Source organism: Streptacidiphilus sp. P02-A3a, from assembly GCF_014084105.1.
Classification (GTDB): Bacteria; Actinomycetota; Actinomycetes; order Streptomycetales; family Streptomycetaceae; genus Streptacidiphilus.
Window position 1 is genome coordinate 3,306,133 of the sequence record NZ_CP048289.1, and the last position, 24,935, is coordinate 3,331,067.

Annotated in this window: 17 protein-coding genes and 1 pseudogene; 11 read left to right on the forward strand and 7 right to left on the reverse strand. The window is 70.9% G+C overall.

Translation table 11 applies throughout. The features are described from left to right. Window positions 1-58 precede the first annotated feature (58 nt). Window positions 59-1,096, reverse strand: coding sequence for a beta-galactosidase (locus GXP74_RS15020; RefSeq protein WP_182451982.1), 1,038 nt, complete (start codon window positions 1,094-1,096; stop codon window positions 59-61). A gap of 361 nt (window positions 1,097-1,457) precedes the next feature. Here GXP74_RS15020 and GXP74_RS15025 point away from each other — a divergent pair, with 361 nt between their 5' ends. From GXP74_RS15025 to GXP74_RS42105, 5 genes are all read left to right on the forward strand, one after another. Next, window positions 1,458-2,819 (forward strand): ABC transporter substrate-binding protein, encoded by a 1,362-nt coding sequence (locus GXP74_RS15025; RefSeq protein WP_182451983.1) that lies wholly within the window; start codon window positions 1,458-1,460, stop codon window positions 2,817-2,819. An 8-nt stretch (window positions 2,820-2,827) separates the two neighbouring features. After that, window positions 2,828-3,727 carry a carbohydrate ABC transporter permease gene (locus GXP74_RS15030; RefSeq protein ID WP_182451984.1) on the forward strand — a complete coding sequence of 300 codons (900 nt, stop codon included), beginning with the start codon at window positions 2,828-2,830 and terminating at the stop codon, window positions 3,725-3,727. Continuing rightward, window positions 3,724-4,665, forward strand: a complete 942-nt coding sequence (locus tag GXP74_RS15035; protein ID WP_225447949.1) for a carbohydrate ABC transporter permease — start codon at window positions 3,724-3,726, stop codon at window positions 4,663-4,665. Before GXP74_RS15030 ends, GXP74_RS15035 begins: the two co-directional genes overlap by 4 nt. A 110-nt stretch (window positions 4,666-4,775) precedes the next feature. Next, window positions 4,776-5,273: a hypothetical protein gene (locus GXP74_RS15040; protein ID WP_182451985.1), complete on the forward strand. Its 498-nt coding sequence runs from the start codon at window positions 4,776-4,778 to the stop codon at window positions 5,271-5,273. 21 nt (window positions 5,274-5,294) lie between these two features. Continuing rightward, window positions 5,295-6,278 carry a glycosyltransferase gene (locus tag GXP74_RS42105; RefSeq protein ID WP_182451986.1) on the forward strand — a complete coding sequence of 328 codons (984 nt, stop codon included), beginning with the start codon at window positions 5,295-5,297 and terminating at the stop codon, window positions 6,276-6,278. On the opposite strand, the gene GXP74_RS15050 is transcribed toward GXP74_RS42105, so the two are convergent. The 4 genes from GXP74_RS15050 to GXP74_RS15065 all read right to left on the reverse strand — a co-directional run bounded on the left by GXP74_RS15050 (window position 6,241) and on the right by GXP74_RS15065 (window position 12,077). Next, window positions 6,241-8,883, reverse strand: coding sequence for a hypothetical protein (locus GXP74_RS15050; RefSeq protein WP_182451987.1), 2,643 nt, complete (start codon window positions 8,881-8,883; stop codon window positions 6,241-6,243). The two genes, GXP74_RS42105 and GXP74_RS15050, sit on opposite strands and share 38 nt — an antisense overlap. Further along, window positions 8,880-9,809, reverse strand: coding sequence for a carbohydrate ABC transporter permease (locus GXP74_RS15055; protein ID WP_225447950.1), 930 nt, complete (start codon window positions 9,807-9,809; stop codon window positions 8,880-8,882). Before GXP74_RS15055 ends, GXP74_RS15050 begins: the two co-directional genes overlap by 4 nt. Then, window positions 9,806-10,693: a carbohydrate ABC transporter permease gene (locus tag GXP74_RS15060; RefSeq protein WP_225447951.1), complete on the reverse strand. Its 888-nt coding sequence runs from the start codon at window positions 10,691-10,693 to the stop codon at window positions 9,806-9,808. Before GXP74_RS15060 ends, GXP74_RS15055 begins: the two co-directional genes overlap by 4 nt. 106 nt (window positions 10,694-10,799) lie before the next feature. After that, the gene (locus tag GXP74_RS15065; protein WP_182451988.1) at window positions 10,800-12,077 is read right to left on the reverse strand and encodes an ABC transporter substrate-binding protein; all 1,278 of its coding nucleotides are present in this window, start codon (window positions 12,075-12,077) and stop codon (window positions 10,800-10,802) included. 211 nt (window positions 12,078-12,288) lie between these two features. Between GXP74_RS15065 and GXP74_RS15070 the strand changes: the two genes are divergently transcribed. The 6 genes and pseudogenes from GXP74_RS15070 to GXP74_RS15095 all read left to right on the forward strand — a co-directional run bounded on the left by GXP74_RS15070 (window position 12,289) and on the right by GXP74_RS15095 (window position 23,017). Then, complete coding sequence (locus tag GXP74_RS15070) at window positions 12,289-13,311, forward strand: LacI family DNA-binding transcriptional regulator (protein ID WP_225447952.1); 1,023 nt, start codon at window positions 12,289-12,291, stop codon at window positions 13,309-13,311. Between the two features lie 323 nt (window positions 13,312-13,634). Next, complete coding sequence (locus GXP74_RS15075) at window positions 13,635-16,454, forward strand: hypothetical protein (RefSeq protein ID WP_225447953.1); 2,820 nt, start codon at window positions 13,635-13,637, stop codon at window positions 16,452-16,454. A gap of 262 nt (window positions 16,455-16,716) precedes the next feature. Next, window positions 16,717-18,332: pseudogene (locus GXP74_RS15080) on the forward strand (CocE/NonD family hydrolase). A 67-nt stretch (window positions 18,333-18,399) separates the two neighbouring features. Further along, window positions 18,400-20,148, forward strand: coding sequence for a class I mannose-6-phosphate isomerase (locus GXP74_RS15085; protein ID WP_182451990.1), 1,749 nt, complete (start codon window positions 18,400-18,402; stop codon window positions 20,146-20,148). Further along, window positions 20,145-21,074, forward strand: a complete 930-nt coding sequence (locus tag GXP74_RS15090) for an ROK family protein (RefSeq protein WP_225447954.1) — start codon at window positions 20,145-20,147, stop codon at window positions 21,072-21,074. The genes GXP74_RS15085 and GXP74_RS15090 overlap by 4 nt, the downstream gene beginning before the upstream one ends. Window positions 21,075-21,253: 179 nt before the next feature. After that, the gene (locus GXP74_RS15095) at window positions 21,254-23,017 is read left to right on the forward strand and encodes a DUF4158 domain-containing protein (RefSeq protein ID WP_182451991.1); all 1,764 of its coding nucleotides are present in this window, start codon (window positions 21,254-21,256) and stop codon (window positions 23,015-23,017) included. On the opposite strand, the gene GXP74_RS15100 is transcribed toward GXP74_RS15095, so the two are convergent. Both GXP74_RS15100 and GXP74_RS15105 read right to left on the reverse strand, forming a co-directional pair. Then, a complete protein-coding gene (locus tag GXP74_RS15100; protein WP_182451992.1) occupies window positions 22,984-23,637 on the reverse strand; it encodes a response regulator transcription factor in 654 nt (217 codons plus the stop codon). The two genes, GXP74_RS15095 and GXP74_RS15100, sit on opposite strands and share 34 nt — an antisense overlap. Further along, complete coding sequence (locus GXP74_RS15105; protein ID WP_182451993.1) at window positions 23,637-24,830, reverse strand: sensor histidine kinase; 1,194 nt, start codon at window positions 24,828-24,830, stop codon at window positions 23,637-23,639. The genes GXP74_RS15100 and GXP74_RS15105 overlap by 1 nt, the downstream gene beginning before the upstream one ends. Window positions 24,831-24,935: the final 105 nt, after the last annotated feature.

Consider the following 24,935-nt stretch of genomic DNA (forward strand, 5'->3'; position numbering starts at 1 on the left):
CCTCCTGCCGGCCGGGTCCGGCGGATCTCATGGTAGGGGCGGGCGGCGCCGTCGCCGTTCACTGGGCGCCGGTGGACAGTTGGACACTGTGGAGGTACAGCGGCCGGCCGGGGTCGGTCACCGCGAGGCGCAGGTCGGACTGGATGTTCTGGGCCTCGTCGAACCGCGCGCCGGTGAGGGTCAGCGTCGCGGTCTGCCAGCTGCCGCTACCGCTGCCGGTGACCGTGGGCCCGTTCCGGTAGGGGTTGGCCGGGGTGTCGTACTGGGCGGTGAAGCCCTGTCCGGCCTGCGACCAGTAGGTCACCGTGAGGGTGACCGTGGCCGCGCGGGCGACCGCGCTGCCCGGGTCGAGTTGCAGGTAGGCGTTGGCGGGGCCGACCCCGGACTGGGCGCTGGTCCAGGTCTGGTACGCGCTCCGGCCACCGACGGCGGTGACGGTCAGGTTGCCGTCCGACCCCGCGCCGCCCGCGCTGGTGGAGCAGGAGGCGGGAACCGGGGTTCCGGCCGGGGCGGGGCCCGGGACCAGCTTCCACTCGGCCGCCGTGGCCGTGTCCAGCGACAGCGGTACGCAGGCGCCGCCGCCCCGCTCGGGGACCTGCGGCAGGGCCTGTCCGGTGGCCGCGTCCTGCTGCTCGCTGAGGTTCCACCAGGGCGGGGCGACGCCGGTGCCGCCGGTGCTGGTGGTCTCCGTGTCGGTGATCCAGGCCGCGGGGCTGCCACTCCAGCCGGCCTGCCAGAAGATCGGCACGATCCGGATACCGGCGGCGGTCGCGTTGGCGAGCTCGGTGTCCAACTCGGTGAAGCTGAAGGTGCCCTGGCTCGGCTCGATGGTGGTCCACGGCATGTTGATCTCGACGCTGTCCATGCCCTTGGCCGCGATGGCCTGGAACTGCGCGACGGACCAGGGGGTGCCGTTGTCGTCGAACTGGAGCTGGGTGGCCCACAGCTTCGGTGCACCGGTGGTGGCGGTCGCGGTCGCGTGGGTGCTCGTCGCGGCACTGGCCGGGGGGACCAGGCAATCGCTCGCGGCCACCACCGCCGCGGCGGCCAGCAACGGGATCGTTCTGCGTCCCGAGGGTTTCGATGTGTGCGGCATCGGCAGAGCCCTTCCGAATGGGGGGCGATTGGGTGGGTGTCGACGGACGATGCTTCTCCAGGGCGCCCCGTCGGCGGCAATGGATATAGAAAACCAAGAGTGTTACGAAGGCAATAGCCCAGCCGCAGATCCTGTGGCCGACTCACATGTAACCCAACTGACCTGCAAAGATGCCACCGCCAATGTTTCGATTGTGTGGCATCCGGCGCTCTTCCGTAAGAAAAGTCTCTAGGCGCTCTGTCAGAATTTCCCATGCGGACGGGCTTGACGCGGCAAGCGATCGGCCACATGCTTCGGAGCAATCTCCGGGGCCCCGTCGGCCACCCACACGTCCCCCAACTCCCTTGCGGAGGAAGCAGACATGGCCGACAGAACCCGCATCACCCGTCTTTCCCGTGTGCTGGCCGCGACCGCGGCCAGTGCGCTGACCGCCACCGGGCTCACCGCCTGCGGTGGCAGTGGCAGCTCGTCCAACACGCTGGTGGTGGCCGAGTGGACGAACGCCTCCGCCGTGCAGGAGACCCAGGCCATCGACGCCGCGTTCGAGAAGGCCCACCCCGGCGTCACGGTCAAGCTGGAGACCGCGCCGACCACCGCGGGCGCCTGGCCCGCCCTGCAGAGCTCGCTGCTGGCCGCCAAGAACGTGGACGTGCTGGCGCAGTTCGCGCAGAGCCCGGAGAAGTACCCGCCGGCCTCGACCGGGATCCAGCCGAGCGGCACCGCCGCGCTGGTCGCCAACGGGCAGTTCCTGGACCTCGGTTCGCAGCCCTTCATGAAGCGCTTCGACCCCTCCACCCAGCAGTTCACGATGGGGTACAAGGGCGGCGTCTACGGCGTGACCACGGCCGAGTACGTCAACAACACCGGCCTGTTCTACAAGAAGGACCTGCTGGCCAAGTACGGCCTGTCGGTGCCCACCACCTTCGACCAGTTCGTCGGCGACCTCAAGGTGCTCAAGTCCAAGGGTGTGAGCCCGGTCTTCGTGGCCGGCAAGGACGGCTACCAGTCGATCATCTGGTTCGGCATCTACAACCAGCTGCTGATGCGGGCCCAGCCCGCCTCGGCGGCCAACTCCCTGTGGATACAACGCGACCAGCAGTTCTGGCAGGGGCGGCAGAACTGGAACAGCCAGGTGTACGAGGAGGCCGCGCAGCGCTACGAGCAGATCATGTCGTACATCGAGCCCGACGCGGGCGGTGTCCCGGCGCAGACCGCGCCCGGGGTGTGGGCGGCCAACGCCGACAACTACCCGTTCCTGGTGGACGGTTCCTACGACGGCAACACCATCGCCACGGCCAACCCCGCGCTCGACTTCGGCTTCTTCGCGGTCCCCGGCACCGACAACGCCTCCTGGAACCGCGCCGACCTGGCACCCGACCTGACCTGGACGGTGCCGAAGTGGGCCAAGCACCAGACCCTGGCCCTGGAGTACCTGGACTTCTTCACCCAGCAGAGCAACTACGCGGCCTGGGTCAAGGCCACCGGGTCCGTCTCCACCGAGCCCGCCGTGCCCACCCCCACGCTGGGCTGGACGGACTGGCTGACCACGCACGCCTCCCAGGGCTTCATCGGTACCACCCTGCCCTGGCTGCCGCCGTCCACCGGCACCGGCAACCCGGCCGGCGGACCGACGCTCACCAACACCAGGCCCTTCGGCGACCAGTCACTGACCTCGGCGCTCGACCAGTCGGCGCAGGCCTACACCGCCGCCGTCAAGCCCTAGGAGTAGCCGTGTCCACCTGCCCCTTCGGCACCCGGCGGACCAGCCGCTGGATCCCCTGGCTCTCGATCGCGGTGCCCAGCATCGGCTGGCTGACCTTCGGGCTCTACCCCTCGCTGGCCACCGTCTACTACTCGTTCACCAACTACTCCGGGCTGCCCGGCACTCCGGAGACCTTCTGCGGTCTGTGCAACTACCGCAACATGTTCACCAGCAACTACTCGCAGCTCTCGCAGGCCGTCGTGACCACGTTGGAGTACGTGGGCGGGGTGACCGTGCTGCAGATCGTGATCGGGCTGGGACTGGCGCTGGTGCTCCAGCGGCGGCGCTTCGGCTTCGGCTTCTACCGGGCGCTGATCTTCATGCCGCAGATCTTCTCGGTGACCATCGTCGGCGTGCTCTTCTCGCTGCTGCTCGACCCGACCAGCGGCCCGGCCGAGACCGTCTACCACTCGGTGATCGGCGGCTACAGCTCCTTCCTCGGCGACTCCGACCTGGCGATCTGGCTGATCGTCCTGGTCAACGTCTGGATGTTCTCCGGCTACACCATGCTGGTCTACATCGCCGGACTGCGGCGCATCCCACCGGAGTTGTACGAGGCGGCCGCGCTGGACGGAGCCGGCGCGATCCGGCGCTTCTGGAGGATCACCTGGCCCATGCTGGCCCCGGCCACCACCGTCAACGTCTTCCTGACGGTGATGGGCAGCCTCGGCGAGTACGCCTTGATCCTGGTGCTCACCCAGGGCCAGTACCACACCCAGACGCTGGGGATGTTCATGTTCAACACGGCCTTCGGGGCCAACCCCGACCTCGGCCTCGGCTCGATGCTGGCCATGGTCCAGTTCGTGCTCACCGCGGTCATCGGCAGCCTGCTGCTGTGGGTGCTGCGCCGACGGGAGGTGTCGTTGTGAGTACCCGGACCGCGGGACCGCGGCGGGTGACCCCGGAGCTGATCGAGGCCGAGCGCGTCGCCCGGCGGCGGCGCGGACTGCTGCGCGGGCTGCGGCTGAGCGGCACGCAGCTGTTCTGCTTCGTGGTCGCGGCCGGATTCTTCGCGCTGCCACTGGTGTACCTGCTGCTGCAGGCGTTCAAGACCTACCCGGGCTTCCTGAAGGACCCGACCGGCCTGCCGCATCCGTGGACGCTGAGCAACTTCAGCGCGGCCTGGAACCAGGGCGGCTTCGGCGTCGAGATGATCAACTCGCTGATCTACGCCGTGGTCCCGGACGTCATCACGCTGATCCTCGGCGTGTTCCTGGCCTTCCCGATCTCCCGGGGCTGGTTCAAGCACTCCAACGTGCTGTACTCCTTCTTCGTCTTCTCCGGGTTCCTGCCCGCCGGTCTGATCCCGCTGTTCGTGGAGGCGCAGAAGCTGGGCCTGTACGACAACCAGGTCGGGTACCTGATCCTGACCTCGCTGACCGGCGCCGGGTTCTTCTTCTTCGTGGGCTACATCAAGACGATCCCGCGGGAGCTGGACGAGGCGGCCGCGATGGACGGCTGCGGCTACGTCCGCTTCATCTTCCAGATCATCATTCCGCAGATGAAGCCGGCCCTGGCCACCTTCGCCATCTTCGGGTTCGTGGCGTCCTGGAACAACCTGATCCTGCCGCTGATCATGCTCAACGACTCCAGCCTGTGGCCGGTGACCCGGGGCCTGTACGGCTTCTTCGGCGAGCACACCACCCAGTGGCCGCTGATCGCCGCGGCCACGGTGATCGTGGCGCTGCCGATCCTGGTGGTCTTCGCCCTCCTGCAACGCCATCTGGTGGAGGGCGTCGCGGGCGGCGCCGCCACCGGCTCGGCCGGGGTGGGCAACGCGCCCGCGGCGGTGGCCGCCGAGGAGTAGCACCGGGGACGGCGCGGCCGCACGACAAGGGGGGCCGCCGGACATCCGGTGGTCCCCCCTCGGTCCCGGCGCGTTCAGCCGCCACCGCCCTGGCGCACCCCGAGGCGCACGTGGTCGACAACCAGGGCGCCACCACCCTCACCGCGAACACCGGCGACGGCTTCCCCCGCCGCTTCGCCGGACGCCGCTACCCGACCACCGGCGACGGGTACGTCACACCCGCCGCCGCGCAGGCGCCGGTCTGCGGCGAGGCCGACTGCTCCAGCCTGGCACCCGCCAGCCTGAGCGCCAGTCAGGCCACTCTGAACATCACCTCGTTGGAGCTGGAGAACATCACCGCCACCGCGACCGACGTCCGCACCGGACGCCCGCTGGTGGGCGCGCTGGTCCACTTCTACACCTCCGACGGCCGGTTGCTGGGCTCGGCCTACACCAACTACGGCGGCATCGCCGGAATCACCGTTACCGAGGACTTCGGGCCCGGCACCATCCAGGAACTGCTGAACGGCTACGACGCCGTCCTGGTCGGCGACGGCGTGCACACCGCGGCCTCGGCGCACGCGGCGATCACCATCGGCACCGACTGCTCCAGCACGCCCCCCGTCTAGCGGCGAGGAAGCGAGGCAGGGATGACAGCGGTGGAGGAACACGGCGCCGGGCCCGAGGCGGCCCCGGTCTACCACGCCGAGGTGACGGACCGGGTCAACCTCCTGGTCGTCGACAACCACCCGACCGGCCCGCACGCCTGGGCGCTGAAGCGGTTGGAGCAGGACTTCCCGCAGCTGCGCTACGTCCCCTACGACCGGCGGGTGGGCACCGCCGCCCGGGACCGGATCTTCCGCGAGGCCGCCTCCGACTGGGTCATGTGCGTTGACTCCCACGTCCAGCTGGCGCCCGGGGCGCTGGCGGCGCTGCTGGACCACATCGACCGGCACCCCGACAGCGGCGACCCCGCCTTCGCCCGCCACGGCGGGGAGGAGGGCCACCTGCACGACAAGTTCCGCCGCGCCGGGGGCGTCACCCGGTGCCTGCCGGCCCTGCGCTGGACCCACCGCTTCGACACCCCGCGCGTCGGTCGGACCGGCTCGACCTGGTACCAGCGGCTGTTCAACTACCTCATCGGCTTCGACGAGCTCGGCCAGAGCCCCCGACCAGGCCATCGACCACTTCACCGAGGTACTGGGCGACAAGGCCGTCCGCCGGGCCGTGGCCGACTACCGGGCGGAGCAGCGGAACCCGTTCGCCACCTGCGGCGGCATCACCTGCGTCAACCTGGACGAGCGCCCCGACCGCTGGCAGGCGGTGCGGGGGCGGCTGGTCGGCCTGGGCCTGCGGCCCGAACGCCTGCACCGGCTGTCGGCCGTCGCCACCCCGGACGACCCCCGGGTCGGCCGCGCGCTCTCCCATCGCCGGGCCGTCCAGCAGGCGCACACCGACGCGCTGGAGTCCCTGCTCGTGGTGGAGGACGACACCCTCTTCCGCCCCGGCGCCGCCGAGGTGCTGCGCGGCGCCCTGGCCGAACTCGGCGACCGGCCCTGGTCGCCGCTCCACCTGGACGGCGCGGACGACGGGCCGCTACGTCGCGGACGGCTCCGCCCGGCCCGGGACGTTGATGCCGGTCAGGGTGCCCGTCCCCGGGATCTCGATCCGCCCGGGCAGTCCGGCCGTCGACCGGAAGGACGGGTCGAAGCCGAACAGCCCGGACAGGACGGCCTCCGCGGTGGCGACACCGGCGATGGAGTCACGGTTGGAGACACCGTCCTCGGCGACCCGGACCCAGGTGCCGCGCTCGTCGTCCATGATCTCCATGGCCTGGCCCCACAGGCCGCCGGAGGCCGAGGCGTGGACCCGGCCGAGCAGTCCCGCGGCGAGGTCCGGTCGGCCGAGCTTCGCGAAGGCGTGGGCGGTGACGCCGGGCCAGGCACAGAACGCCCCGGCGGAGCCGTGGTCGGGACGGTTCGAGAGCGGCGCGGCGGGATCGTCCGGGGCGAGCGCCCGCATCCAGGTTCCGGCCAGCAGCTTCCGCGACACGAACGCGACCATGTCCGCCCGCTGCGCCTCGCTGAGGTCGGCGTGGAGGTACGCGCCGACGAGCCCGAAGTCCAGCACGTGTCCGATCGACTCGTCCCGCCCGGGGTGCCGGATCTGCCAGCGGCCGTCCGGCAGCAGCATGGTGAGCAGTTCGGCGGCCAGCTCGGCCGCCTCGGACTCCGCCGTCCGGGCCTCCGCCTCGCGTCCGGCCGAGCGCAGCAGCCCGGCGAGGGAGCGCGTCATGCCGACGTAGGCGGCGTTGAACGAGGCCACCACGTTGACGTAGTTCGGTACGCATTCCAGCAACCGCCAGGGGTCGCCGCCGAGGTCCGCCAGGACGCCCCCGGTGGCGCGGGTCCGCTGCGACCGCCAGCCTCCGGCCAGGTGTTCGAGGTGCTGGAACACGGTGCGGTCCCCGGCCCGCTCGTCGAGGAAGGCGTCGTCCCCGGTGACCCGGACGTAGTGCTCGGTCAGCCGGAAGAGCGCGTAGTGGCTGGCGGCGTACTCGTTGCCGAGCGGCCCGCCGTTCCTGGTGTCGAAGCCGAACGACGTGTCGTACGGCCCGGACAGGGCCCGGTGCAGCCAGGAGCGCAGGCCGACCGGTTCCAGCAGGGCGTAGAGGCGGCTCCACTCGGTGTGGTCCCAGAAGTAGGTGGTGCTGGGGCCGAGCCGGGGCCCGCCGGTGAGGAAGACCGGCTCGCTCGGGCTGACCCGGGTGTTGCGCAGGTACAGCGCCAGCAGCGCGCCCATGTAGTACGACCTGGCGACGCCGGGGTCCTCCGCTTCGAGGACCGGCAGGTGGCCGCTGAAGTGCGGGTTGCCGGGGGTGAACATGGCGTGCCACAGCTCGCGGTGGCCGCGTTCGTCGGCCGCGAGCGTCGCGCCGAAGTCGGCGGCGGCGCGGGCGGCGGTGTCCGCCACCGCGAGGCTGTCGGTGCCGTAGGCGCAGACGACCCCGATGCGCCGGGTCTCGCCCGGCGCCAGCGTGACCGTCCAGTGGGCCCGCGCCCCGGTACCCAGGTCCTCGACCGTGTCGGGGGCGGTGTCGAAGGCGTATCCGGCGCGGGCGGCCGACCGGCCGTCGGCGACGCTGACCGCGGCGCCGCTGCTCAGGGCCTTCCAGCGGGGGGAGGCCGACCAGTGGCCGATGGTGGCGGCGGGCACGCCGTCGAGTTCCAGGGCGACCCGCTCGGCGTCCAGGGTGATCCTGAGCCGGTACCAGCGGCCGGTCTCGACGTCCGCCGCCGCGTACTCCTGCTCGCCGCAGATGCCGAACCAGAGCCGTCCGGCGTCGAGGCCGAGCTGTAGCGAGTCCGGGTGGTTGCCGTGGGTGAGGACGATCCCGGTCTGGTCCGGGGCGTCGGACCGGAACTCCAGTTCGAGTATCTGTCCGGCGGCGAGCTCGAAGGCGCCCGGGGCGGACTCGAATTCGGGCGCGAGCGCGGTCTGCTCCGGGGCCGTCAGCACCGGTCGGCCGTCGGCGCCGGTGCAGCGGATGCCGCGCACGGTGGCCCGGGCGCCGTGCCGGTGCGGGTAGACGGTGTCCTGGCTGACGTGCCTGGGCAGCTCGAAGGCCAGCGACATGATCTCGGTGTCGGCGTCGCGCTGGATGCCCGGCAGCCGGGGTCGGCCCAGGCGCAGCAGCCGGGGGCCGGGCCCGAGCAGGTACGGCGCCTCACCGTGCGCGGAGCGGGTGGCGGCGCGGATCCGCTCCAGGGACATGAAGTCGTGGTGGTTGCCCGCGCTCCACGGCACGTCGTAGAGCCAGCCCCAGCCGGTCTCGGTGTGCGCGACCATCGCGAACAGGTCCTGCGAGACCGTGTGCCGGACCGGGGCGCCGGTGTGGTTGGTGATCTCGGTCTGCCACAGCAGCAGGTCCTGCGACAGTGCCATCCGGGTGTCGGTGCGCACGGTCAGTCCGTTGCCGGTGTGCTCGCGCGCCACGCCGTAGGGCTTCCAGCGGAAGCGCTGCGCGGCCAGCACCACGCCGTCCAGCCGCAGCACTCCGGTGTGGTAGCCGAACGAGTACGGGGGCGCGGCCAGCCAGGACATCGAGCTGAGGTCGTGGTTGACGTGGCCCTGGCCGAACTGGTTGCGCAGCGAGGGCAGATGGGCCAGGTCCGCGGCGTCCACCCAGTCGCCGGCCACGTCGTCCAGGTCGGGCACGCCGACGGGCAGCGCGCTCATTTCGTGGATCCGGCGGTGAGGCCCGCGATGAACTGCTTCTGCAGGGCGAGGTAGCCGATCACCGGAATTAGTCCGGCGAGGAACATGATTCCGAAGAGCTGTCCGTAGTTCATCTGCAACTGTCCGACTGACAAGTAGATTCCTGTGGTGATGGTCTGCCCCTGGAGCGGGCCGAGGATGAACAGCGGGTTGAGGAAGTCGTTCCAGATCCACAGCGACAGGAAGATCGCCACCGTGGCCGTGGCCGGCCGCACCAGCGGCATGATGATCGTCCACCAGACGCGCAGGCTGCCGGCCCCGTCGATGCGCGCGGCCTCCACGATCTCGCCGGGGATGGCGCGCATGAAGCCGACGTAGACGAAGACCGCGAAGGAGAAGTAGCCGCCGCTGATGTTGGCCAGGATCAGCCCGGGATAGGTGTGGTCCAGGCCGAGGAGCGACAGGATGTGGATCGTCGGCAGCAGCACCACCTGCGGCGGGACCATCAGCCCGGCCGAGAGCACGGCCAGGATGACCGCGCGCGGCTTGGTCCGCTTGCGCGAGATGTAGAAGCTGAACGCCGCGCTGAGCGGGATCAGCAGCAGCACCGAGCAGACCACGGTGATCAGCGAGTTGCGCAGGCCGAGCTGGAGCAGCTGGTCCGGCCGGTTGACGGCGGTCGAGAGGTTGCCCAGGGTCGGGTGCAGCGGCGGCGCCGCCGGGCTGCTCTCGATGGCCCCCTCCGACTTGAAGGCGTTGACCACCGTCAGGTAGATGGGGCTGACGAACAGGGCGGTGACCAGGACCGCGAGCGCTAGTCGGACCGGGTGCCTGCGGGCACCGGCCGCCGCTCCCCGGCCCCGGCCCCGGACCCGGACCCGGAGCGGCGGCTGGAGCCCGGCCGGCCGGGGGCGGACGGCGGGGGGAGCGTCGTGTCGGGCGATCACAGATCGACCTCCCTGCGGCGTAGCAGACCGGTGACGGTCAGGGCGATGACCGCGGACAGCAGCAGCAGGGCGATCGCGATCGCCGAGGCGTAGCCGAACTGGTCGTTGGTGAAGGCCACCTTGACGATGTACTGCGCGGTTGACTCGGTGGAGAAGGCCGGACCGCCGGAGGTGAGCACGGTGATGATGTCGTACAGCTTCAGTACCGTGATCAGCGAGATGGTGACGCTGATGGTGGTGGCCGGGGCGACCATGCGCAGCGTGATCATCCGGAACTGCTGGAAGGTGCTCGCGCCGTCGATGGAGCTGGCGTCGTAGAGCTCGCCCGGGATGCTCTGCAGCGCGGCCAGGTAGACCACGGTGGTGAAGCCGGACAGGACCCAGGTGACCACGACGCCCACGGAGAACTGGGCCAGGTGCGGTGTGCCGAGCCACTGCACCGGGGTGCTGATCACGCCGAGGTGGGTCAGCAGGGTGTTGAGGATGCCGTCCTCGGTGAAGATGGTCTTCCAGACGAAGCCGACGATCACCCCGGAGATGACCTGCGGCAGGAACGCCAGTGTCCGCAGCACGCGGTAGTGCAGCTGGGTGCGGTTGAGCAGGACCGCGAAGAGCACGCCGACGGCGTTGGCCATGACGGTCACGCCCACGGCCAGGAGCAGGGTGAAGGCGAGGGTCGCGTGCAGTTCGCCGTCGTGCAGCATGGTGCGGTAGTTGGCGAGCCCGACGAAGCGGCTCTGCGACTCCAGCGGGCTCTCGTCGGTGAAGCTGCTGTTCAGGCTCATGAAGATGGGTGCGACGATGAAGACGATGTACAGGAGCAGTCCCAGACCGGCGATCAGCCCGAGTCCGGCGTCCTGTTTGGCGCTGCGAAACCAGCGCACACATGACTGCACTGTTTCCGTCCCTCCTGGTCGGGGCGGGATCGCTGGGGATCCCACGCCGACGGTTCTGTTGCTGCTGGGTGGGTGGGGAGGTGCTGCCCGCGGGTCACTGGGTGGCGGTGGCCCAGTCCTGGTCGAGCTTGGCCAGCTGGCCCCGCACGTCGGAGGTGTTGAACAGCGCCTGCGCCGCCGCGTAGAAGTCGTTGGTGAGCGAGCCGGGCATGGCGTCGTCGTTGGTGGCCCAGCCGATCGAGCTGACCTTGTTGTTCGGCTGCGTCACGTAGGCGTACGACTGGGTGAACGCCGGGCTGACGGTGACGCCGAAGTCGGCCAGGGTCTTGCCCTTGAGCATCGGGAACGCGCCGTCGCCGGTGATCAGGGTCTTCAGGTTGGACGGGTTCAGCGACCAGGACTCGGCGAAGGCGGTGGCGGCCTTGAGGTCCGGGGTCCTGGCGCTGATGGCCATCGAGCCGCCCACGGCGAACGGCACCACGACCGAGCCGTCGTCGGTGGGCCAGGGGAACACCCCGATGTCGTTCCACTCGCTCTTCGGGATCGAGCCGAGGTACCAGCTGCCCATCGGGTACATCGCGGCCTTGCCGGCGTTGAAGTTGGTGATCGACTGGGCGTAGCTGACGTTCAGCGCGCCCTGCTCGAAGTCGCCGTCGGTGACCAGCGTGCGCATCTTGGTCGCGGCGGCCACCACGTCGGCGTCGGTGAACTTCACCGTGTCGGCGTAGCGCTGCCGCAGCCACTGGGGGTCCTTGCCCAGCACGTCGGCGCTGATGGCGCCGGTCAGCGGCATCGCGGCGGCGAACGGGTCGTTGCCGCCGAGCTCGATCGGGGTCTGCCCGGCGGCCTTCAGCTTGGCGCACACGGCCAGGAACTGCGCCCAGGTGGTCGGCGGTTGCACCCCGGCCTTCGCGAACTCGGCCTTGTTGTAGTAGACCAGCGGGATGATCTGCGAGTTCGTCGGCGGGATGTAGACCTTGCCCTTGATCGCGTTGCCCTGCGGCAGCAGGAAGTTCGCGTTGATCCAGGACTGGTCGTAGGGCTGGAGCAGCCCGGCGCCGGTGTACAGCGACGGGGTGATCGATTCCAGCAGGTCGGGGAACTGGCCGGAGGCTTCGAGCTGCTTCGCGTAGGTGTCGCGGTCCGTGGTGGGGGTCACCACCTGCTTGATCGTCAGACCGGGAACGGTCGCCTGGGCGGCGGCGATCGAGTCCTTCCAGAACGTCGGCGTCAGGTCCGGCGAGTCGAAGGTCATGTAGGTCAGGGTGGTCCCGCCCGAAGCCGAGGCCGTGGTGGACGAGTTCGAACAGGCGGTCACCATCAGCAGGCTGGCGGCGGCGGCAGTGGCGGCGGCAGCGGTTCGTCTGAGCATGGAAGTCCGTTTCAGGGGTGGGATGTCAGCGGAGGGAGGCTTCCGGGGTGATCCCAGCGCGGTCGTCGTTTACCGGATCCCGCCGCTGAGATAACGTTGTCTCGCCGAGAACTGTAGGGTCCCAGAATCGGGTGTCAACCCTTTCCGGTGTCACGGACAGGTCTCGGCGCCGAGCGACAGGGTCACCCACCATCGAACGAGGGGAAGCAACGTGCCTGGCCAAGGCGCTGAAGGCGAGCGGGTGCCGGTACGGCCGCGCAGGCCGACGATGATTGATGTCGCCAAGGAGGCGGGGGTCGCACTGCGGACCGTGTCCCGGGTGGTCAACGACGACGCGACGGTCGGTGAGGAGCTGGCGAGGCGCGTCCGTGAGGCCATAGCGCGGCTCGACTACCAGCCCGACGAGCGGGCCCGGCAGTTGCGCAGCGGTCGCACCGGCACGATCGGCGCGGCGGTACGCAACATCGCCATCACCCACCCCGTGCTGCGGGAGGTGGAGATCGCGGCCCGGGCCGCCCGGCTGAACGTGGTGGCGATGTCCACCGACGACGACGCGGACCGCGAGCTGGAGGCGGTCATGTCCATGTGCCGACGGCGGATGGACGGCATCATCATCGAGCCGATCGCCGAGGACCACGGCTACCTGCAGGCGGAGATCGACTCCGGGCTGGCGGTGGTGGCCTTCGACCGGCCCGCCGCCGGAATCTCGGTGGACACGGTGCTGACCGACAACCGGGGCGGCATCGTCTCGGCCTTCGAGCACCTGGTCCGGCAGGGGCACCGCCGGATCGGGTACATCGGCGACGACGAGCGGATCCACACCGGCCGGGAGCGGGCCACCGCCTTCCGCGACTGCCTGCGCGGCATCGGCGAGCCGCTCGACGGACTGGTCCACCCCGGGCCGATCGAACCGGCTCGGATCGCGGCTGCCCTGGGCCTCCTGCGGGCCCGCGGGGTCACCGCGGTGGTCACCGGGAACGCGCTGACCACCGTCGAGGTGGTCCGCCAGTTCGGCCCCGACTTCGGCGGCACGGCGCTGGTCGGCTTCGACGACTTCCCGCTCTCCGACCTGCTGCGCCCGGGGCTGACCGTGGTCGCCCAGGGCGACCGCGAGATCGGGCGGACCGCCATCGAGCTGTTCCGCAGCCGGGTGGCCGACCGGGCCCGGCCGGTGCGCACGGTGACCGTGCCGACCACGCTGATCGTGCGCGGCTCGGGGGAGGTCCAGCCCTGAGGGCGCGGGGCCGGGGTGCGGTCGGCCCCCTTTACAACCCCGAGCGAGCACCTCTATAAACAACCCAGACATCCGATGTTACTGTTCGGATTTGTCTGCGGACGTGCAGGAACGTTCACGCCCGCGCTGGTCAAACCACCCAGAAGCGGCTGCATTCGAAGACTGCCCCCTCTCTCCGACTCTAAAGATCGGATGTCTTGGCGGTCCGTGCAGATCACCCCCGGTCGTCGGCGCCCCCGCGCCCACGACCGGGGGAGCAGCCGCAGCCAGTGCGAAGAAAGGCAGTACGCCCCATGAGACTCAGGCTGCTCCTGAGACGTTCGATGAGCGCGGTCACCGCCGGTCTGCTGGTCGGCGCCGGTCTGTCGGCCATCGCCGCGCAACCGGCGCTGGCCGACACGGTCACCGCCAACGAGGCGACGCGCATCGTCTCCCAGTACACGGGTGTCTGGACCACCCCGCCGACCCAGCTCGGCAACGGCGAGACCACCGACGCCCCGTTGCTGGGCAACGGCAACGTCGGGGTCGCGGTCGGCGGCTCCATCAACGACCAGACGTTCTACCTCGGCAAGAACGACTTCTTCTCCGCCGCCGGCCACGCCATCGAGCCGCTGGGCCGGATCGTGGTGGCGGCCCCGAGCATGGCCGGGGCCGGCTACCACGTGGTCCAGAACATCGCCCGGGCCCAGGTCTCGGGGACCTACACCCTGGGTGCCGTCACGCTGGCCACCACCAGCTGGGTCTCCGCCACCCAGAACACGTTCGTCACCCAGTTCACGCTCACCGGCGGCAGCGCCCAGAACATCTCCATCAGTCTGCAGAACGGCGCCGGGGGCACCCCCACCGTCTCCACCACCGGCAACGACCTGGACGCGGACGTGGCGGCCGACACCAGCGGCAGCGGCAACCCGGTGGCCCGGATAGCCGCCCGGACCATCGGCGACTCCCAGTCGGTCTCCGGCAACACGATCACGCTGACCATGCAGCCGGGCACCAGCTCCACCCTGGTCGCCGCGATCGAGAGCGACAACGACTCCTCGACCTACCAGGCCACCGCCGACTCGATGGTCGGCAGCCTCGCCCAGTCCGACGTGAACACCCTGCTGGCCGCGCACGAGGCCTGGTGGACCAGCTACTGGTCACAGTCCTACGTCGAGATCCCGGACAAGTCGGTCGAGAAGAGCTGGTACGGATCGCTGTACCTGCTCGGCTGCGTCTCCCGCTCCGGCGACTACGCGCCCGGCCTGTGGGGCAACTGGATCCCCCAGGCGATGAACTGGAACGGCGACTACCACACCAACTACAACTACGAGGTGCCGTTCTACGCGGCGCTGTCGACCAACCACATCGCCCAGATGGCCCCGTACGCCCAGCCGGTGTTGCAGTACCTGTCCGCCGGTGAGGCGTTGGCCACCGCCGACGGCTACCAGGGCGTGCTCTACCCGGTCGGCATCTCGCCGAACGGCACCAGCGCGGACACCAACCTGCACAACCAGAAGTCGAACGCGGCCTACCTCGCCAGCGACATGGTCATGGAGTACGAGTACACCCACGACGCGACCTACGCGGCCACCGTGTACCCGTACCTGAAGCAGGTCGGGCTGTTCTGGCAGAACTACCTGACCCTCGACTCGACCGGCACCTACGACATCGACAACGACGCGCCGCAGGAGGACGACGCCTACCCGCAGACCAACAGCTCGGTCTCGCTGGCCCTGGTGCACCTGCTGTTCCAGGGGCTGACCGACATGAGCACCGCCCTGAACGAGGACGCGACCACCCGCACCACCTGGCAGAACATCAACTCCCACCTGGCCGCGCAGCCCACCACCACCGTCAACGGCCAGACCGTGCTGAGCGAGACCTCCCAGGGCGCGGGCTTCGTCAACGACGGCAACGACGTCGACATCCAACCCGTCTACCCGGGCAGCCAGATCGGCCTGGACAGCTCGTCCGCGCTGCTCACCGACGCCCGGAACACCATCGGCCAGCTCACCAACGCGTGGAACGGCGGCAACGCCCCGGGCACCTTCTACGCGGCGGCCGCCCGGGTCGGCTACAACCCGTCCACGATCCTGTCCAACCTGGACGACGAGGCCACCAACGAGAGCTACGACAACATGGCCGTGCACCACAGCGGTGGCGGCATCGAGAACATCAACGTGGTGACCTCCGGCCTGGACGAGATGCTGCTGCAATCGTTCCAGAACGACGTCAAGGTCTTCGCCGACTGGCCCGCCGGTACCAACGCCCGGTTCGGCGACCTGCTCGCCTACGGCGACTTCCTGGTCTCCAGCAGCATGGTCGGCAACTCCGTCCAGTACCTCCAGGCCAACAGCCAGGCCGGTGGCAACTTCGTCCTCAGCAACCCGTGGCCGGGCCAGAACGTCGAGGTCTACCGCAACGGCACCGACACCGGCACCGTGTCCGGCAGCCGGATCACCATCGCCACCAGCGTGGGCGACACCCTGGAGCTGGCCCCCGCCGGCACCCCGCTGGCGACGATCACCACCGAGCTCGGCCAGACCCTGGCCGCCGACACCACCACCAGCACCAGCTTCAGCACCGGCTTCGAGTCGGGTCAGACCGCCCCGACCTGGACCGACACCGTCGACACCAGCGGCGGCGGCGACAACAACGTCACCGCGCTCTGCTGCGGCGTGGCCGGGCCCGAGGCGGGCGTGCGCACCGGTGAGACCGCCCACACCGGCAACAGCTCGCTGATGTACTCCGGCTCCGCCGACGGCAGCGACCCGCACGCCTACCTGAAGGTCTTCGATCTCAGCGGCAGCCCGCTGGCGATCGGCAGCGGCAAGACCCTGGGCTACTGGATCTATCCGCAGAGCAACGCCACCTCGCCGTACGTCCCCGCCGGATCGGACGACAGCAGCTGCGTCGCCGTAGACCTGGTCTTCAGCGACGGCAGCACACTGCGGGACTCCGGAGCCGTCGACGAGAACGGCAACGGGATCCACCCCGCGGACCAGTGCGGCCATCTCACCCTGGACGCGTGGAACCACGTCACCGTCAACCTGGGCACCGACAACGCCAACAAGGAGGTCGACCGGATCCTGGTCGGCTACGACCAGCCCAGCGGCACCGGCGGGTACCGGGGCTACATCGACGACCTCTCGATCAGCTGAGCCGAGCCAGGCCGAACTGAGCCGAGCCGAGCTGAGCCGAGCCGAGCTGAGCTGAGCCGAACTGAGCTCAACCGGCCCGCCGAAGAGCGGCGGAGCGGGTGCGACGGGCCGCGACCCGGCCGCATCCGCCCCGGCGCGCCCCCCGCCGTGCCCCGGCGCGCCCCCCGCCGTGCGCCGTCCGCCCCCCGCCGTCCCCCGGGGCACCCCGAAAGGAGCAGCCGTGGCCCACCAGGTACCCGTCGAGACCGACGTCGAGGCGGTGATGCGCGACGGCACCGTGCTGCGCGCCGACGTGCGTCGGCCGTCGTCGCCCGGTCCCTGGCCGGTGCTGCTGGTGCGGTCCCCCTACGGCAAGCGGGACCCGGAGGTGCTGGCCCTGCTCGACCCGGAGGCGGCCGTGGCCCGCGGCTACCTGGTCGTCATCCAGGACGTCCGCGGTCGGCACCGGTCCGACGGCTGCTGGCAGCCGCTGGTCCACGAGCGGCAGGACGGCCACGACACCGTCCGCTGGGCCGCCCGGCTGCGCGGCTGCGACGGGCGGGTGGCCATGTACGGCCCCAGCTACCTCGGCCACACCCAGTGGGCGGCGCTGGACTCGGCCCCGCCCGAACTGGTCGCCGCCGTACCCGGTTTCACCTGGTCGGACCCGTACGACGGCCTGGTCGCCCGGGGTGGCGCGGGCGAACTCGGCCTGGTCGCCCAGTGGTCGCTCACCCTGGGCGGCGACGTGCTGCGCCGCCGCCACCGCCACCGGCCCGACCGACTGCGGTGCGCCCTGCGGCAGTTGGCCGAGACGTACGACACCCTGCGGACGCACGGCTACTGGGAGCTCCCCAGCGACGACCTTCCCGGGCTGCGCGCCCTCGGGCTGCCGGTGCCCGGACGGCCCGGCGCCGCCCCGCTGCCCCGGGTCGCCGCGGAACCGGCCGGGGTGACCGTACCGACGCTCACCGTCGCCGGCTGGTACGACGCCTTCCTCCAGGGAAGCCTGGACAACCACACCGCCACCCGCGCCGCCGGGCACCCGGCGGAGCTCATCGTCGGCCCCTGGTCCCACGGCGAGCGGGGCCGACGCGTCGGCGGCACCGACTTCGGCCCCACGGCCGGAGCGGACGCGGTCGCCGGAGGCGGTTCCCTGCTCTCCCGCGAACTCGACTGGCTGGACGCCCGGCTCGCGCCGGAGCCGACGCCGCGTCCCCACCCGCCGGTGCTGGTCTTCGTCATGGGCGTGAACCGCTGGCGCCGCCTCGACCGCTGGCCGCCGCCCGCGACCGACCGCCGCTGGTACCTGCGCGCCGGAGGCGGCCTGTCGCCGAGGCCCCCGGAGACCGACGAGCCGCCCGACGGCTTCCGCCACGACCCGGCCGACCCGGTGCCCACCCACGGGGGGCGCTGCTGCTGACCCCGGACTTCCCCGCCGGACCGGTCGACCAGAGCGCCGTCGAGAGCCGGTCCGACGTACTCGTGTACACCAGCGAGCCGCTGACCGATCCGATCGAGGTGATCGGACGGGTACGCGCCGGACTCGTGGCCGCCTCGACCGCGCCCGGGACCGACTGGGTCGTCCGGCTGTGCGACGTGGACCCGGCGGGCGTCTCCCGCAACCTCACCGACGGCGTGCTGCGGGTCCGCCGGACCGGCGCCGGTCCCACGGCGCACGGGATCGACCTGTGGTCCACCGCCCACGTGTTCCTCCCGGGCCACCGGGTCCGGGTCCAGGTCACCTCCAGCAACTTCCCACGCTGGGACCGGAATCCGGGCGCCTTCGGGGACCGCGCCGACCTGCCCGCCGCGACCGCGTGGCAGACCGTGCACCACGACCCGGTCCGGAGCTCGTGGATCTCGCTGCCGGTGACCCGGACCCCACCCGCGGTCTGAGGCCCGGCCGACCCACCCGACACCACCCGACACCACCCGACACCCACTCAGAAGGGCGGCACCCCAGATGCCATCCGTTCGCGGCTACGAAGCCGAACCCTGCCACGCCGTCGCCACAGCGGTCGGATCCGGCTACCGGGAGGCGGTCGCCCGGCTCGCTCCGGGGCGGGTGCTCGCCGTCGACGGACCCGCGGCGGTCGACTGGACCGAGGTCGTCCGCGGGATCCGCGAGGCCCTGACCGACCGTGAACTGGCGTTGAGGCAGATCGACATGAGCGAGTACCTCGCCGCCTGGCCGGACATCCTCGCCCTCACCGCGTCCTCGGTGCTGGTGGACGACCCGGACTTCGCCCCGCTGGCACAGACCGGACTGGCGGCCTTCCTCACCGGCCTGCCCGAGATCGGGGCCGAAGCCGGGGCCGAAGCCGGGGCCGGGGCCGCAGCCGGTCCTGTGGCGGCCGACACCGTCACGGTGGTCTTCGGGCCAGGGGCGGCCCTGGCCGCCCATGACACGCTGTGGTACGCCGACCTGCCCAAGCGGTACGCCGAAGCCGGGATCTCCGCCGGTACCGGCCGCAACCTCGGACAGCCGACCGGTACCGGGCCCGGGACCACCCGCCGCCTGTTCTACATCGACTGGCCGGTGCTGGACCGGCACCGCGACGCCGTCATCGCCGACGTCGACCTCTGGCTGGACACCCAGGAGCCGCAGGCCCCGACCTGGCTCGACGGGCCCGCGCTGCGCCAGGCCCTGGCCGAGCTGGCCGCCCGGCCGTTCCGCACCCGCCCGACGTTCAACACGACCTCCTGGGGCGGGCACTGGGCCCAGCAGCAGCTCGGCTTCAACCGCGCGGCGGCCAACACCGCCCTGGGCTACGAGCTCATCGCACCCGAGAGCGGCATCCTGCTCGGAGCCCCGGACGGCGCCCGGGTCGAGGTACCGCTCCAGGTGCTGGTCGCCACCCACCCCGAGGAGGTGCTCGGCGAGGAGGTGCACTCGACCTTCGGCACCTCGTTCCCGGTCAGGTTCGACTACCTGGACACGGTCGGGGGCGGCAACCTGTCCGTCCACTGCCACCCCCGGTCGGACTACATGCGGCAGGTCTTCGGTTGGCCGTACACCCAGCACGAGACCTACTACATGATGGTCGGCGGGGCCGACCGCCGGGTCTTCCTGGGGCTGCGCCAGGACGCCGACATCGACGCGTTCCGGGAGCAGGCCGACCGGGCGGTGCACGAGGGCGTCCCGTTCGACGTCGAGCGCTACGTCCAGACCTTCCCCGCCGAACCGCACCAGCTCTTCCTGATCCCGGCCGGTACGCCGCACGGCAGCGGCGAGGGCAACGTGGTCCTGGAGATCAGCGCGACCCCGTACCTGTACAGCCTGCGGTTCTACGACTGGCTGCGCGAGGACCGCGACGGCAGGCAGCGCCCGGTGCACGTGGGGCACGCGTTCGAGAACCTGGATCCCGCCCGATCCGGCGAGGCGGTGGCACGCGACCTGGTCCAGCGGCCGAGGACGCTGCGCTCCGGCGACGGCTGGCGCGAGGACCTCATCGGTCGGCTCCCGGAGATGTTCTTCGAGGTCCGGCGCCTGGAACTGGACGTGGCCGGGACCCTGGAGGACGCCACCGACCACCGCTTCCACGTCCTCAACGTGGTGGCGGGCGAGGGCATCGCGGTGGAGACCAGCGGCGGGCACCGGTACACCCTGGCCTACGCCGAGACGCTGACTGTTCCGGCGGCGGTCGGCGGCTACCGGGTCCGCGCGCTGGGGACCGCCCCGGTCCGCTACCTCAAGGCCCTCGTCCGGTGACCCCGGGGGAGCGGACCGCGATATCGGTCATGGACATCGGCGGCACCCACGTGACCGCCGCGCGCGCCGAGGTCGGCGCGGGTGGCGTGGTCCTCGGTCGGCCGTTCCGCGAGCCGCTGGACTCCGGCGGAGGCACGGAGGAGATCCTCGGGGCGCTGGTCCGCTGCGCGGAACTCCTGCCCGCCGACAGCGGAGGCCGCTGGTGCGTCGCCCTGCCCGGCCCGTTCGACTACGACCGGGGCGTCGGCCGGTTCCACGGGGTGGGCAAGTTCGACGCGCTGCGCGGCTTCGACCTGCGCACCGCGCTGCTGGACCGGCTGCCCGGGGCGCGCAGCGTGCGGTTCTGCAACGACGCGGACGCCTTCCTGCTGGGTGAGTGGCGGGCCGGATCCGCCCGCGGACACCGCTCGGTCGCCGGTGTCACGCTGGGGACCGGCGTCGGCTCCGGTTTCCTGCGGGACGGGCGGCTGCTGCGGCAGGGCGACGGCATTCCGCCGGAGGGCCGCGTCGACCTGCTGCGGTACGCGGGCAGGCCGCTTGAGGAGACCGTCTCGCGGCACGCGCTGCGGCGAGCGTACGCACGGGCCGCGGGGCTGTCGGCGGCGCCCGACGTCCGCGAGATCGCCGAGCGCGCCCGGCAGGGCGACGCCACCGCGCTCGGCGTCCTCACCCGGACGTTCCACGCGCTGGGAACGGCGCTCGGCCCCTGCCTGGCGGCGTTCGCGCCCTCGGTGCTGGTGATCGGCGGCTCGATCGCCGGGGCCTGGGATCTGCTGGCCGACCCGATCCGGTCGGGTGTCGCCGAGGCCGGACCCGGTACCGGCGGCACCGCGATCGTGCCCGCGCTGCTCCCGGCCCGGGCCCCGCTGCTGGGCGCGGCCTACCTGGGGTCCAGCCAAGGTAAAGCCAAAGGGGCCATGGCGTGATCTTGAAGCCCATGGCGGCAGTTCCGGGGCTCGCAGCCAGACCCGCTATCACCTGGTGATCTGTTTTGTCATGAGTATGGCGATTCGCTCCCACGTGCGAGGTCAAGCCGCAACGATGCCCGCGCGTGGGGCGTGTTGCGCCCGCGTCCACTGTTGGCACCGGGTCGTATGAGGCATGATTGACGTCGATCGAGCGGACCGACTCCAATGAGCACCAGCTCGCTCTGCTGCTGATGTTGAAGCCGTTCTACGCCTCGGAGAAGACCGCGAAGAACCACCGGACGCTGGTGCGTCAGCGGGCCGGGGTGCGCTACGACGGCAAGCGGGCCCGTGAGCTGGCGCGCGAGACGATCCGGGCCGAGGCTGCGTCGAAGAACAACCCGGCGGACCTGATCAACGTGGCGCTGGAGAAGCTGGTGGAGGGAGGTCTTGAGCTGCCGGCGTTCTCCACCCTGGACCACATGGCCTCCACCGTGCGCGCCGAGGTGAACACCGGGATCTGCAGCGGCATCTGGGAGTGCGTGGGCGAGGACCGGCGCGCGGGTCTGCTGCGGCTGTTGGACCTCGACGTCCTGGTGCCCGGGGCGAAGTCGCCGTTCAATCGGCTCAAGCAGCACGCCCAGCGGGCGACCTGGTCGCACTTCAAGGACCAGATGAACCAGCTGGCGTGGGTCGATGAGCTCGGCGACACCGCGCTGTGGCTGGACGGGGTGGCCTCGGGGAAGGTCACCGACTTCGCCGGGGAGGCTGCGGCGGCCGATGCCGGGGTGCTGCGGGACTACGCCGTGGTCAAGCGGGTGGCGGTGATGGCCTGCCTGGCGCACAAGGCCAGGATGCGGGCGCGCGACGACCTGGCGACACATGTTCTGCAAGCGCACGGCCATCAAGGTCAAGAAGTCCCGGGACGAGCTGGAGGAGATCCGCAAGCACCAGCAGGCCATCGTGGAGGCGCTGGTGGCGAACTACCGCACCCTGCTGCTGCAGGTCGACGCGGGCGGTCCCGCCCAGGAGGCCCAGGCCAGGGCAGCCGACCTCACCCGGGACGCACTGAAGGCCCTGGACGGCCGCTGCTGTACGGGCACCTTCAGCGGGACCGGGCGGTGATGTTCGAGCTCACCGACAAGCTGGAGCTCACCGCCACCAGCGAGGACTCCCGGGTGCTGGACGCCCTGGCCCACGCCAAGCGGCACCGGACCTCGCGGGACTACATCCCGGTCCTGGACGAGGCGGGCAAGCCGGTGGACACCTCGTTCGCCACCCAGAACTGGCAGAAGATCATCCGTGACCGGTCCCGGCCGGGTTCCTTCGTGCGCCGGCACTTCGAGGCGATGGTGTTCTGCAACCTCGCCGACGAGCTGCGGACCGGGGACGTCGCGGTGGTCGGATCGGAGGAGTACGCCGACTGGAGCGAGCAACTGCTGCCCTGGGCGGAGGTGGAGGCGAAGCTGCCCGCCTACCTGGTCGAGGTCGGCCTGCGCGAGGAGGGCGATGAATCGCTGTTCGGCGCGGCCGAGTTCCGCGCCCAGCTGGAGACCATGCTCACCGGTGCGGCGGCAGCCGCGGACTCCGGGTACCCGGAGAACGAGGACCTGTTCATCGACCCGGCAACCGGGGTGCCGACGCTGAACCGGCGCAAGCGCGACGATCCGCGGGCCTCGGCCAAGAAGCTGGAGCAGGCGATCCGCTCGCGGATGCCCGAGCGCTCGCTGATGGGGATCGTGGCGCGGACCGCCTACTCAGGACGGTCTGGCGTCGGCCGAAGCCAACCCGGCCCGGTGAGACCCGGCACATGCCGCACAAAGCGGGGCGCCGGTGGTCGGGCCAACGTATGCGCCGGGCTTGGGAGCCGGCGGACGTGGTCCAGCGGCTGTCCGCGGCAGACGCTTGGAGCGCGGTGCATGTGCGCCGCTCAGTGGGACGGTGCTACCAGGCCGAATTCGTAGGCGATGATGACGAGGTGGACCCGGTCGCGGGCGCCGAGCTTGGCCAGCAGCCGTGTCAGGTACGTTTTGACGGTGGTCACGCTCAGGAACAGCTCGGCGGCGATCTCGGTGTTGGACATCCCGCGTCCGACGAGGGTCAGTACCTCGCGTTCTCGTTCGGTGATGCCCTCGATTGCACGTCGCTCGGGTGGCGTGGGGCGGCTGGCGAACTCGGCGATCAGGCGGCGGGTGACGCTGGGGGCGATCAGCGCCTCGCCGGCGGCGACGATGCGGATCGCTGCGAGGATGTCGTCCAGAGCCATGTCCTTGACGAGGAAACCGCTCGCGCCGGCGCGCAGTGCGCCGTAGACGTAGTCGTCGTCGTCGAATGTGGTCAGCATGAGGACGCGGGCCGTGCTGGGTCCTGTGGTGATCAGGCGGGTGGCTTCGATGCCGTCCATGCCGGGCATGCGGATGTCCATCACCACGACGTCGGGCTGGAGTTCCTCGGCGAGTTTGACTGCCTCGGTGCCGGTTCCGGCTTCCGCGACGACGTCGAGGTCGGGTGCGTCGGTGATGACCATCTGCAGGGCGGCGCGCACCAGGGGCTGGTCGTCGGCCAGGATGATGCGCATCGTCATCAGCGCCCCACCGGCAGGGGTAGGCGGGCCGTCACGCGGAAGCCGCCTTCGGGACGCGGTTCGGCGCTGAAGTCTCCGTGCAGCAGGCTGACGCGCTCGCGCATCCCGACGAGGCCGAAGCCGGTGCCCGCAGTGTTTGCGCCGCGGCCATGCCCGCTGTCGAGGATTTCGATGGCCAGTTCCTCGTCTCGGTGGTCGATGGACACCTGACAGGATCCGGTTCCGGCATGGCGGACCACATTGGTGACCGACTCCTGGATGATGCGGTAGGCCGACAGGTCGATGTCCACAGGAAGCGGGCGCCGCTCCCCGAGCCATTTCACCTCGACGCGCACGCCTGCGGCGGTCGTTGCCGCGGCCAGCTGCTCGACGTCGGCTAGGCCCGACGCCGGGCCTGACGGCGCAGGCTCCGGTTGGGCGTCGCGGAGCGCGCCGAGCATCCGGCGCAGGCCCGCGAGCGTTTCGCGGCTGGCGGTCTCGACGGCCACCATCGCGCTGCGCGCCCGGGCCGGCTGGGTGTCCAGGACACGGCTTGCCGCACCGGACTGCAGGGCGATGATGCCGATGCTGTGCGCGACCATGTCGTGCAGCTCGCGGGCGATCCGGAGCCGTTCGGCGGTGACCGCCTGGGCCGCGACCTGGGCGTGCAGCCTCTGGGCGTAGTCGCGGCTCTGCCGCATCGAATTGCCCACCAGCCAGGCGACCAGCGCCGTCAGGGCGACGGCCAACAGCTCGGTGGTGCCGTTGGGAATCGCGAACGGCACATGGGCCAGCGCGTAGCCGAGCAGCACGCCGAGGGCCAGGGCGGCGGTGGCGATCGAGGTCGCGCGCGGTCGGGTGGCGGCGATGAAGTACAAGGCGACGTCGACCGCCAGGAACTGCAGGAAGTTGATCTGCGTCGAATCCAGTGCCACCGCCGCGGCGGCCGAACCGGCGAGCAGCAGGACAAGAGCCGGCAGCGGTTGTCGGTGTAGCAGGCTGCTGCCAGCCAGCGCCAAAACGGTGGCCAGTGCCAGGCCCGGCCAGGACAGCTGTGCGGGGGCCCATCCTCTCCAGACGCGTTCGAAGGGGGAGGGTTCTGGTGGAAGCGCGAACGTGATGATCGAGTACAAGGTGGCCGCCCCCCAGGCCAGGGCCGTCCACGCGCCTGCGGGAACACGTTTGAGCAGGGGCAGAGGCGGTGTGGCTGGCATGTGCCGATCGTGTCATGTGATCCTCCCCGAGGCATCGGACCCAGGTTGTACAACCATGGTCGACAGACGCTCTCGCGAGTGTCATCGGGGGTCCGATGACGTGCG

What these genes read in the sequence shown, in the direction of transcription:
- GXP74_RS15020 (WP_182451982.1), bottom strand. Translation starts at nt 1,096, where the DNA reads ATGCCGCACACATCGAAACCCTCGGGACGCAGAACGATCCCGTTGCTG.
- GXP74_RS15105 (WP_182451993.1), bottom strand. Translation starts at nt 24,830, where the DNA reads ATGCCAGCCACACCGCCTCTGCCCCTGCTCAAACGTGTTCCCGCAGGC.
- GXP74_RS15065 (WP_182451988.1), bottom strand. Translation starts at nt 12,077, where the DNA reads ATGCTCAGACGAACCGCTGCCGCCGCCACTGCCGCCGCCGCCAGCCTG.
- GXP74_RS15100 (WP_182451992.1), bottom strand. Translation starts at nt 23,637, where the DNA reads ATGACGATGCGCATCATCCTGGCCGACGACCAGCCCCTGGTGCGCGCC.
- GXP74_RS42105 (WP_182451986.1), top strand. Translation starts at nt 5,295, where the DNA reads ATGACAGCGGTGGAGGAACACGGCGCCGGGCCCGAGGCGGCCCCGGTC.
- GXP74_RS15075 (WP_225447953.1), top strand. Translation starts at nt 13,635, where the DNA reads ATGAGCGCGGTCACCGCCGGTCTGCTGGTCGGCGCCGGTCTGTCGGCC.
- GXP74_RS15085 (WP_182451990.1), top strand. Translation starts at nt 18,400, where the DNA reads ATGCCATCCGTTCGCGGCTACGAAGCCGAACCCTGCCACGCCGTCGCC.
- GXP74_RS15025 (WP_182451983.1), top strand. Translation starts at nt 1,458, where the DNA reads ATGGCCGACAGAACCCGCATCACCCGTCTTTCCCGTGTGCTGGCCGCG.
- GXP74_RS15050 (WP_182451987.1), bottom strand. Translation starts at nt 8,883, where the DNA reads ATGAGCGCGCTGCCCGTCGGCGTGCCCGACCTGGACGACGTGGCCGGC.